Below are 10,172 nucleotides of genomic sequence, written 5' to 3' on the forward strand. Positions count from 1 at the left end.
GATCATCACTGCCGACCGGTACCGGGAGAACGCCAACGTCATCACCAGGACCGGAAGAATGCCGAACTGGCCATGGCCCAATGGGATTCGATAATCGGGGAACCACAGGTCCCACTGCGAGCACCCGCCGGGCCGATAGACCACACGATCAGCCGGATCCGATCGAAGAACGCCGACACCACTGGTGCCGTAACCCGTTCGAGGACGCGTGCTGCGGCTTCAAGAACAGTCACCTCCACTCCCAGAGCACGTAGTGAAGCGGCCGTTTCCAGACCGATGTAGCCACCCCCGACGATGACGACTCTCCGGCCCTGTACGGCCGCAGCACGGATGGCCTCAACGTCGGACGCAGTGCGCAGAGAATGGACGCCTGCGAGTTCAGCGCCGGGCACCGGCAGTTGGCGGGCACGCGCGCCCGTGCAGATGGCCAGCCGGGAGTAGGTGACTACGTTCCCGCTGCCCATGGTGACGGAGCGTGCATCGCGGTCGATCGCTATCACAGTCTCGGCGTCGAGCTCGATGCTCTGTTGCTCGTAGAACTGCCGTCCGCGGATCGCGAAATCATCGAGTTCCGAGGTACCAGCCAGGTACGCCTTCGACAAGGGCGGGCGCTGGTAGGGCAACCTGCCTTCATCGTCGATGAGCAGGATGTCGCCATCCCACTTCTCCTTGCGGAGATTGCCCGCGAGCTGAGCGCCCGCGTGGCTGGCGCCGACGATGACCGCGCGATTTGCTGTCACGAATCCTCCTTGGGTGTCAGGCGCACCATCATCTTGCTGATACCGCGAACAAAATTCGACTGGACGTACTCGGGGGTGCCCACCACTTCGATGTTGTCGAAACGCTGCAGGAGTTCCTCCCAGAGGATGCGAAGCTGGAGCTCGGCGAGCCGGTTGCCCATGCATCGGTGCACGCCGAATCCGAAAGCGATGTGGTTACGGGCGTTGGAGCGGTCGACGATGAGCTCGTCGGGGCGTTCGAACACGCGCTCGTCGCGATTTCCAGACGCGTACCACATCACGACTTTGTCGCCCTTGCGGATGAACTGACCGTTGATCATCACGTCGGTCTTGGCGATGCGCCGCATATATGCCAAGGGCGTCTGCCACCGGATAATCTCCGACACCGCGTTGGGGACGAGGTCGTGATTGGCCTTGAGCTTCGCGAACTGGTCGGGGAACTCGTTGAGCGCCAGGACTCCGCCGCTCATGGAGTTCCGGGTGGTGTCGTTGCCCCCGACGATCAGTAGCACCAGATTTCCAAGGAATTCCATCGGGCGATCGTCGAGGAGATTCTTGGTGTCGTCGTTGCTCTGCAGCATGGTGATCAAATCGAAGCCGGGCTCCTCTCCGGCCGCGGTCCGTGCGGCTTTGTCCCGCCACAGGGCGCTGAGACCCTGCGCCATGGCCACCATTTCGCGAAACACCTCGTCGTTGTCTGAGGGTCCGCCGTTGGCCTGCTCCATCGAGGTGACGAGGTCGGACCACTCGACCAACCTGTGACGTTGCTCGTAGGGGAAATCGAGCAGGGTGGCGAGCATGCGTGCGGTCAGTTCGATCGACACGTTCTTGACCCAGTCGAACGGTTCGTTGCTCGGCAGACCGTCGAGAACGTCCTTGACGCGGGAGCGGATGAGCCCCTCCATCTCGCGCAAGTTCTTTGGGGCGACGACTCCTTGGACGGCGGCTCGCTGCTGATCGTGCCGGGGGGGATCCATCGCGATGAACATTGCGATGTCCATGAATCGCGGCGGCCTACCGATGATGATAAATGGCTCGGCGGAGAACGCCTTATGGTTCTTATCGACAGCGATGATGTCGGCGTGGCGGGTGATTGACCAGAACGGACCGAAGGGACTGTGCGCCTGGTAGTGCACGGGCGCCTCATTGCGGACGCGCTCAAAGTACGAGCGCCATTTGCCCTGGCGGTAGAGGAACGGGTTGCTCAGATCGATGTCGAGAAGATCGACCTCGTCGACGGGGGGGATCGGTGTCTCAGTGAACATCGTCTGCCCATCGGTACGCGTGACCACTCGCCGCGTCTTGTCGTACAGATGCGCACCGCGGATCTGCAGATCGATCGGAATGAGGGACTGCGCCTTCTGTGTGACCGTGGCTGCGATGTTCATGCGATGCTCCTGTGGGCTGTCCGGGGTCAGAGTTGAAATTCGGGGAGGCGGACCGCCAGGCCGTCCCATTCGTCGGACGCCACCATCTGGCACGACAGTCGGGAATTCGCTTCGCGTTCCGGGTGCATACTGAGCATCTCCTCCTCGACCTCGGTGCAAAGGCCGACGGTGTCAATCCACGCCGCGTCGACGATGACATGGCAGGTCCCGCAGGCCGCCTCACCGCCGCAGTCCCCGTCGATTCCCGGAACCGCCTCGTCCACTGCGGTTTGCATCAATGACTTGCCAGGCGTCAGCGTGGCGGGATAGTTGTCTCCGTCATGGGTGACATAGGTGATCGTGGCCATGGCCGCCTCCTTGATCGTGAGTGCTTCCTCGAGTCTGGACGCATCGGGTTCACCCAATCCATGGTCCAACGTCGCAATGAGTTGTTAATTTGGCTCACTGTGATCCCTCCTCTTGAACCTGGGGTGCCCCCCTTGGCGTTCGCGCAGCTCCTCGACTGCGGTGCGCTGGGGGAGGAGGAGACCCGAGCGTTCAGCCGAATCATGATCAGGGAGCACGTCGACCTCAGATCGCTGATACAGCGAGAGGCGCAAGTGCCGGTGCGGTGGTTTCGTGAGGTCTACCCAAATATGGGACCCCGCGACGGATTTCGGCTGGGTGTCGCGTTCGCCGAACACGCCCAGCTAACTTCTTTCGGCCCACTGAGCCTGCCGCTGGTCAGCGCTGGGTCTGTCGCTGAAATCGTTGAGCTGCTTCGATTCCTGCCCTTGATCACAACCGCGCTGAGCGCAGATTTTCACCATGGCGACACTGGTCTGACCATCACTCTTGCTGGGCGCACCGACAGCGCCGGTACTGACTGCTTCGCCGTCACCTACGGGGGCCTGGCCGTACTACGCCTGGTGGAGATACTTGCCGGTGCTGTCCCGTCGGTGGAATTACACCTGACCTGCCCAGCACCGACCGCGCCGCCAAACGAAGGGGACGTCGCGCACCGGCTTGTCTTTGATGCACCGGCATCGTTCGTGCAGATTCCGGCTCACGTGCTCCATGAGGTGTGCCGCTTCTCGGACCCCGTCGCCTACCGGGTCGGTATCGCTGAACTGCGACGTGTTTTCAACCAGCGGCACAGTAGCTCATATACGCAGCTCGTCCGCGCTCAGTTCGAGACAGGCCCTGCTCGAATCGACAGCAATCAGATCGCCGGAGAGCTGGCGGTCTCAGTGAGTACGCTCAAGCGCCACCTCCAGGCCGAAGGCACCACATTGCGTCGCCTGCGGCAGGAGTTCATGAGGGAGCGTGCCATCGTCCGCCTCTTGGATGATCCCAGAGTAGGAGTTGGTCAAATCGCCGCCGAACTGGGGTACTGCGATGTTGCGAGCTTCTCCCACGCGTTCACACGTTGGGTCGGCTGCTCTCCGTCGCACTTCCGACACACCCGTGCGGGTCAACAACGTCGACAATCGGCAGCCCCTGACGTTGTCAGTCCGGGCGTAGAAAATTGACAAAGAAGCTGTCGACAATAGACGAATCTGCATACCGCTGGAAGTGCGCCAAATCCACTTTCGCGAACTCGCCAACAGCAGAGAAGAAGACCTGTTGCTCGATCGTCCCGGTCGCTTCGATGTGTAGCAGGTGATCGGCGCTCTCAACTATCCACGCGGTGAGCCGCACAGGTACGTGCAGAGGCACCGGCCGACGGTACCTGACGGTAAGTGTGCGGGTGACCGCGGGGGTGCCGGCAAGATGCAGGGTGAAACCCATGATGTCGTCGCACGCTGCTGAGATAGCCCCACCGTGCGCCAAACCCGGTCCGCCCACCTGCTTTTCGGTAAATGAATGATTGGCGTAAACCTGGTCATCGTCGCGGTAGGCCACAAGTTGCAGGCCGCTACAGTTCTCAGGCCCGCAGCCCATGCAGTGAGGGGAGTGCGCGGGCAGTTTGATGGGTGCTGTCATGGGGGGATCATCCTTGGTCGCCGCTCATCTTAGTAGCGAAGCGCTACAGACGGTACTGTTGACGACAGTGCCACAGTCGTGGCGCCACTCATAAGGCCCCCCCCTCGAGCCTTCCATCGGTACCGCCACTGGCTGTTTCGTTCTGTTACCGACGGTATTGTTGTGGAGTCAGAGGTTCTTGATTTTGGTTTCATAGGGAGTGGCCAGGGTGGAAACCATCGATTCCGACGATGTTGACCCGAGGCGGGTTCGGTCGCGCCAGCGTTTGTTGGATGCCGCTGTGACCTTGCTGAACAGCGGCGGGGTCGAAGCCGTTACCGTGGAGGCGGTCACTCGACTGTCTCGTGTTGCTCGCACTACCTTGTATCGTCACTTCGAGAGCTCCACAGATCTGGTGGCGGCTGCTTTCGAGCGGTTGTTACCCCAGGCCGAGACCCCCGCGATGACGACGTCGATCCGCGATGACCTGCTAAAGCTGATGCAGCGGCAAGCTGAACTAATCGAGCAGGCACCGCTGCAGTTGACGACGCTGGCATGGTTGGCAATGCTTCCCGAACAACCCGGGCAATCCGAGCAATCCGACGGGGAGCAGAACGCGCTCGCGCCACTGCGCCGTCGAGTCGTCGAGCAGTATCGAGAGCCATTCGATCGAGTTTTAACGACCGATGTGGCCACGGCTGAGCTCGACAACTTCGATCTGACCATGGCAGTCACTCAGCTGGCAGGCCCCCTTATCTTTGCCAAGCTCACGGGTATTCGGTCGATGACCGTTGGCGATCTCGAACAACTTGTCGACGATTTCCTCACGGCCCACCGGCGGCACCAAATTACCTAACCCCCTTCCACATCCACGCTACTGCTAGTACCGTAACGCTACTGCCGGTTTCAGAAGCGGGCTGGGTCGAGGGTGAGGTGCTGCGTATGGTGGTCCAACGTCCGAGTGATGGGCGCTTGACGGCGCGCCGGTTGGTGGAGCGCAGCGAGTACAGCACAACACTGGGACGGTTGGCGCGGTTCACCTTGGCGCACAGACCTCTCGTCATCGGGGTGTGGGTGGCCGTGGGTGTCGTCTTGGCGATTCTGTTTCCCCAGTTGGAGACGGTGGTGCGGCAGCAGTCGGTTGATCCGATCCCTGCTGGGGTTCCATCGTTTCGAGCACTCGATCAGATGGGTGGCGCGTTCGGCGAGAAGGGCGCCAAGACCACTGTTCTCGTGACCATGGAGAATCCGAATGGGTTCACCGACGTGGCGCGGGAGCGCTACGACATGCTCGTTCTGCAGTTGCGCGAAAATTTCGACGATGTGCAGTCGGTGCGGGATTTGCTTTCCGATCCGACGACGGCCGGTCAGGCGTTGAGTGAGGATGGGCAAGCCTGGTACCTGCCTGTCGGGGTAGCTGGAACATTGGGGGGGCCAACGGCCACTCATGCTGTGGAGACCGTGCGCCAAACCGCGCATCGCGTGTTTGAGGGTACTGGCACCACTGTTCATGTCACCGGGCCGACGGCCACTTTCAGTGATCAGATCGTGAGTGCTGAAAGCGATTTAGTCGTGATCACTCTGGCGACGGTGGCGCTTATCGCGATCATTCTGTTGGTCGTTTACCGATCGCTGTTCACCGCGCTGGTGCCATTGTTGGTGATCGGCGTCAGCCTCGGCGTGGGCCGTGGCATCTTGTCCGCGCTCGGCGAGCTCGGTATGCCGGTGTCGCAGTTCACCGTCGCGTTCATGACCGTCATTCTGCTTGGAGCAGGGGTCGACTACTCAGTCTTCTTCATCAGTCGCTATCACGAACGGCTGCGCCAGGGCGCCACCACTGAGGTTGCTCTCGTGGACGCGACAGCAACCATTGGACGGGTCATCCTGGCTTCAGCTGCCACGGTGGCACTGGCCTTTTTGGCGATGGTATTTGGTCAGCTCAGCGTGTTCTCCACCTTGGGTCCGGCATGCGCGATCGCCATCCTCATCGGATTCCTCGCCACGATCACCCTGTTACCACCGGTGTTGCTGTGGGCGGCACGATTCGGCTGGGGCGCACCCCGACGAGATCTGACGCGGAAGTACTGGAATCGCGTCGCCGTGCTCGTCGTTCGGCGTCCTGTGCCGCTGCTGGCACTGACCTTGGTCGGGCTGGTCGTGCTCAGCGTCTTCGCGATGGGCATCCAGATCACCTTCGACGATCGTGAGGGGCAACCCGCGACAACCGACAGCAACGAAGGCTACGCGTTGCTCGACCGTCATTTCCCTCAAGACGTCACTATCACTGAGTTCCTCGTTGTAGATGCGCCGATTGATCTCCGTACTGCCAGCGGGCTGGCCGATCTTGAGCAGATGGCCTCACGTGTATCCCAGATCCCAGGAGTGACTCGAGTCATCGGCGTTACACGTCCCACCGGGGACAAGCTCGAGCAAGCTGAGTTGTCCTGGCAGAACGGCCAGATCGGGAACCGGTTGACGAGTGCGGTCGACGATGGCCAGAACCGCCGAGGTGACCTCGAGCAGCTACGTACAGGCGCATTTCAACTCGCTGACGGGCTTACTCAGCTCGACACCCAGGTACGCACCAACTTGGCACCGCTGGCCGGCATCCTCGATCAGGCGAGCACAACTGGGCAACAGATTCAGCAGTACCAGCCACTACTACGCCAACTCGCCGCCTCCGCACCAGCACTCGATCGCGCTTCTCAGAATGCCCCACAGCTGGCCGCGCTCACTCGCCAAACATCTGCAGCCCTGGCAACAGTGACCTCGATCCTGCCAATCCTCGATAATGCGCCCTGGTGCACCCAAGTCCCGCAGTGCGAAGCTTTCCGCGCGCAGACCCGCAATCTCGACGCCGCGCTGAACAACGGACCCCTCGACCAGCTCACCACGCTGTCAACACAACTCGCGCAGTTGGATACACCGATCGCAACGATCACCGATCAACTCACTTCCACCGCCAACTCCCTGGGCTCCACGCTGGGAAGCATCAACAGCCAAGACCTTCCCGGCAAGCTCACCCAACTGCAAACAGGTATCAGTCAACTCGCGGCGGGATCACGACAGCTGGCCGCCGGTGTGTCCGCGCTGATCGACAGCAACCTGCAACAACTCGCCGGGATGGCCGCGCTAGCCACACAGCTACAAACCTCCGCCCGCGAGACCTCCGGAACAGACTCCGCAACCGGCTTCTACCTCCCACCTCAGGCCAACTCAGACCGCCGTTTCGTCGATGTCGCTCGCCAGTTCGTCTCGCCCGACGGCCATACCGTGCGTTACGCAATACAAACCAGCTTCGACCCCTACAGCACCGAGGCCATGCAGCTGGCTGCCACAATCACCGATGTCGCACGCGCCGCGAGACCGAACACAACCCTGCAGGACTCCAACATCGCGATAGCCGGGTTCCCCGCCATCAACGCCGATCTGCAACGTCTACTCGCCGATGACTTTCGACTCCTAGCGTTGGCCACCCTCGCTATCGTCGGCCTGATCCTGATCCTCCTGCTCCGCGCACTCATCGCGCCGCTATACCTTCTGGGCACCGTCGTTCTCAACTACACCGCGGCACTGGGTATCGGCGTCCTGATCTTTCAACACATTCTCAAAACCGATATCGCCTGGCCCGTGCCACTACTGGCCTTCATAGTCCTCGTCGCGGTTGGCGCCGACTACAACATGCTTCTCATCTCTCGCCTACGCGAAGAATCCCAAAACAACATCCGCATCGGGGTCCTGCGAACCGTCACCAACACCGGATCGGTCATCACCTCGGCCGGACTCATCTTCGCTGCCAGCATGTTCGGACTCATGGCCGGATCCATCTCGATCATGACCCAGGTCGGACTCATCATCGGCATTGGTCTCTTGCTCGACACCTTCATTGTGCGCACCATCGTCGTGCCCACCATCGCCACAATTGTCGGTAGAGCAAGCTGGTGGCCGAGTACCCGAACCGACACGCGTCCAGCATCCCGCTAGCAACACATCTAACGAATCTGACCGGCCCAGCCAGTCATCCAGCCATCGCGCCTACCTCATCGACTGACACCCGCTCGACGGTCGGGCGCGGCACCACACCCGACCCACGTGCGAGCGCCCCTCGCGTCGTTGACGCTGGTAGAACTCACAGGAGGGCCCGTCGCGTTGCGAGGTGTTCAGTGCCGCCATGTAGAACACCTTGCGCAGACCGCGGGGGTAACGCTGCGGTCTGCGCAAGGCGCCGCGCCGGTTGCCTGAATGATGCGGCACCGGCGCTAGGCCGGCGTAGGCGAAACACCTTGGTCATCTGTTTGTCCAGCTCGGCGATCTGGCGAGTGAGCGCCATCCGGGAGGTCACCGCCGTGCTGCAGCAGTGCCGTGGTCACCTCACCAGGCAAGGTCAAGGTCTGCGAGGCCGCGGCGGCGCGCCTTGCTGATCCAGATCACCTTTTCGCCTTTGCGGACGTGGCGGCCGAGTTCGAGCCACTTGTTGCATCCGGCGATCTGGGAGGCGTCGGGGCGCTGGGCGAGGATGAACATCAGGTTGTTGAGGCTGTAGGCGTGAAACGTGGTGGCGTAATCCAAGAATGCGGCCCATTCAGCGGTGTCGGTGAGTGCGGCGACTGTGTCGGTAATGGTGACGTGCAGTTGCGCGGCGAGTTCGCGGTGTGCGGCGGCGCGGTCTTCGCGGCTGGTGGTGGCGGTACGGGCCTGGGTGGGTGCCTCCCTGCGGTGTCGGCCTCGGCGGGCCGGTGCTTTGCGTGACACCTGCCATCGCGTTGCCAGGCGGGAGGCCGGTGCAACGGTGTTCACAACGCCAAATGATGCCCGGGCCGCAGGTCTGTAACCCGTAGGGCGGGCCAGTTTTTCGCGGCCCTTGTCGCCGCGCCGACCAGAGGTAAGAGACTGGTGGGGGTCAGCAAAGCAACCCCAGTTCAGGTGGGTGCGGCGTAGCCGCTCCGCTGATCTGTCGTTCGGTCTCGGGCCGACTGGTCGAGTAGTCCAGTAGTCGAGTAGTCGAGGACGACACAGACCTCGGGCCGGGGCCGCCGTGGTGGCGACCCCGACCGCTGCCCGGTCAGAGGGTCCAGCGTCCCGGGGTGATGTGGGCTTCGAGGCCGGCGATCCGGGCGGCGATGCCTGCGGCGTCGGCGAGGATGGGCCAGGGCTCGGTGAGTACCTGCTGCCAGGCGGCCCAGTCGTCGTTGGTCCCGATCGTGGCGGCCAGCCGGGGTGGCAGTCGGCGGCGACCATCGTGGCGAGCTCGATGGCGGCGGTGCCCCGTCGGGCTGTGGTCTGCCCGGCGGCGATGATGTGGAGTCCGGCGTCGTGGATGGGGTCAACCGTCTCGGGGTTGGTGGCGGCGAGGTCGGCTGCTGCCCAGAGGATGCGGGCGACGCTGCCCTCGGCGGCGGCGGTGACGGTGTGAGCGATGTAATCCATGAGGAGTCCCTTCGTTGTGGTCCGGCCGGTGTGGCGGACGTCGAGAGACCTGGGGGACCGGCGGGGGTTGGCCGTCAACCCCGAAGAGGCAGGCGCGCCGGAAGCCACTTTCGTCGTACGAGCGTAGCGAGTGAAAGTGGTTGGAGCGCACGAGCGGAGCGCAGCGGAGAACGGGCGGTAGCCGCCTGGTGCGCGGTTCAGCCGGTGATCTGTCGGCAGTCGCGGCATTCCCACTGGCCGGGCGATGAGGACACACAGGCGGCGTTGTTCGAACAGCCAGCACGTTTGGCCGGGTTTGGGCTGCTCGCCTTGGCCTCGACGGCACGCAGCCGGTCGGCGGCTGCCTCGAGGCGGACGTTGGCCTGGGCGCGATATGCGGTGCGTATCGCCTGGTCGCGGGTGGTTTGGTCGTCGGCGGTCATCGGTTGCCCGTCGGGGTTGTGGCGCAGCATCGGGCCGAAGTCGCGGCGGCATTGGCCGCAGGGGGTGGCCTTGGGTGTCGGGGGTTCGCGCAGCCGGGTAGGGCGCAGCGGGGAAACAGTTCGCCGGCGATGGTCATGGTGATGGTGCGATGGTCATGGTGATGGTGATGGTGTCACCTGTTCGGGGTAGTCCGGTCGGGGGTTGGTGGGGCGCGCCCCCGCGGGGGGCCGCCCCCCCGGGGGGGGGTATG

The 10,172-nt window shown here is 62.8% G+C and carries 9 protein-coding genes and 2 pseudogenes; 3 read left to right on the forward strand and 8 right to left on the reverse strand.

Annotation, left to right across the window (positions count from 1 at the left end; translation table 11 throughout):
* From M1L58_RS22865 to M1L58_RS22880, 4 genes and pseudogenes are all read right to left on the reverse strand, one after another.
* Positions 1-159, reverse strand: a pseudogene (locus M1L58_RS22865) (IS21 family transposase); the annotation flags it as partial.
* Positions 156-740: pseudogene (locus tag M1L58_RS22870) on the reverse strand (NAD(P)/FAD-dependent oxidoreductase); the annotation flags it as partial. The pseudogenes M1L58_RS22865 and M1L58_RS22870, both read right to left, overlap by 4 nt.
* On the reverse strand, positions 737-2,128 hold the full coding sequence (locus M1L58_RS22875; RefSeq protein WP_154884660.1) for a cytochrome P450: 1,392 nt from the start codon (positions 2,126-2,128) through the stop codon (positions 737-739). The gene M1L58_RS22875 and the pseudogene M1L58_RS22870, both read right to left, overlap by 4 nt.
* A 26-nt stretch (positions 2,129-2,154) precedes the next feature.
* Complete coding sequence (locus tag M1L58_RS22880; protein ID WP_127963145.1) at positions 2,155-2,475, reverse strand: 2Fe-2S iron-sulfur cluster-binding protein; 321 nt, start codon at positions 2,473-2,475, stop codon at positions 2,155-2,157.
* Positions 2,476-2,535: 60 nt separating this feature from the next.
* Here M1L58_RS22880 and M1L58_RS22885 point away from each other — a divergent pair, with 60 nt between their 5' ends.
* Entirely contained in the window at positions 2,536-3,639 is a 1,104-nt protein-coding gene (locus M1L58_RS22885; protein ID WP_282579027.1) for an AraC family transcriptional regulator, read from the forward strand.
* Here M1L58_RS22885 and M1L58_RS22890 read toward each other — a convergent pair.
* Complete coding sequence (locus M1L58_RS22890) at positions 3,617-4,093, reverse strand: PaaI family thioesterase (protein WP_127963146.1); 477 nt, start codon at positions 4,091-4,093, stop codon at positions 3,617-3,619. The two genes, M1L58_RS22885 and M1L58_RS22890, sit on opposite strands and share 23 nt — an antisense overlap.
* Positions 4,094-4,301: 208 nt before the next feature.
* On the opposite strand from M1L58_RS22890, the gene M1L58_RS22895 reads away from it, so the two are divergent.
* Both M1L58_RS22895 and M1L58_RS22900 read left to right on the forward strand, forming a co-directional pair.
* Positions 4,302-4,928: a TetR/AcrR family transcriptional regulator gene (locus M1L58_RS22895; protein WP_127963147.1), complete on the forward strand. Its 627-nt coding sequence runs from the start codon at positions 4,302-4,304 to the stop codon at positions 4,926-4,928.
* A gap of 86 nt (positions 4,929-5,014) precedes the next feature.
* Entirely contained in the window at positions 5,015-8,056 is a 3,042-nt protein-coding gene (locus M1L58_RS22900) for an MMPL/RND family transporter (RefSeq protein WP_127963148.1), read from the forward strand.
* 51 nt (positions 8,057-8,107) lie between these two features.
* Here the strand turns inward: M1L58_RS22900 and M1L58_RS23700 are convergent, their stop codons facing one another.
* The 3 genes from M1L58_RS23700 to M1L58_RS22915 all read right to left on the reverse strand — a co-directional run bounded on the left by M1L58_RS23700 (position 8,108) and on the right by M1L58_RS22915 (position 9,921).
* On the reverse strand, positions 8,108-8,326 hold the full coding sequence (locus M1L58_RS23700) for a transposase (protein WP_244216531.1): 219 nt from the start codon (positions 8,324-8,326) through the stop codon (positions 8,108-8,110).
* A 117-nt stretch (positions 8,327-8,443) separates the two neighbouring features.
* Positions 8,444-8,869 carry an ArdC family protein gene (locus M1L58_RS23705; protein ID WP_227026574.1) on the reverse strand — a complete coding sequence of 142 codons (426 nt, stop codon included), beginning with the start codon at positions 8,867-8,869 and terminating at the stop codon, positions 8,444-8,446.
* A gap of 827 nt (positions 8,870-9,696) precedes the next feature.
* Positions 9,697-9,921, reverse strand: coding sequence for a hypothetical protein (locus tag M1L58_RS22915; RefSeq protein WP_248660582.1), 225 nt, complete (start codon positions 9,919-9,921; stop codon positions 9,697-9,699).
* Positions 9,922-10,172 lie beyond the last annotated feature (251 nt).

The sequence above is a fragment of the Gordonia sp. C13 genome (assembly GCF_023218005.1).
Taxonomy (GTDB): Bacteria; Actinomycetota; Actinomycetes; order Mycobacteriales; family Mycobacteriaceae; genus Gordonia; species Gordonia namibiensis.

What these genes read in the sequence shown, in the direction of transcription:
- M1L58_RS22885 (WP_282579027.1), top strand. Translation starts at nt 2,536, where the DNA reads ATGGTCCAACGTCGCAATGAGTTGTTAATTTGGCTCACTGTGATCCCT.
- M1L58_RS22900 (WP_127963148.1), top strand. Translation starts at nt 5,015, where the DNA reads ATGGTGGTCCAACGTCCGAGTGATGGGCGCTTGACGGCGCGCCGGTTG.
- M1L58_RS22915 (WP_248660582.1), bottom strand. Translation starts at nt 9,921, where the DNA reads ATGACCGCCGACGACCAAACCACCCGCGACCAGGCGATACGCACCGCA.
- M1L58_RS22875 (WP_154884660.1), bottom strand. Translation starts at nt 2,128, where the DNA reads ATGAACATCGCAGCCACGGTCACACAGAAGGCGCAGTCCCTCATTCCG.
- M1L58_RS22890 (WP_127963146.1), bottom strand. Translation starts at nt 4,093, where the DNA reads ATGACAGCACCCATCAAACTGCCCGCGCACTCCCCTCACTGCATGGGC.
- M1L58_RS22880 (WP_127963145.1), bottom strand. Translation starts at nt 2,475, where the DNA reads ATGGCCACGATCACCTATGTCACCCATGACGGAGACAACTATCCCGCC.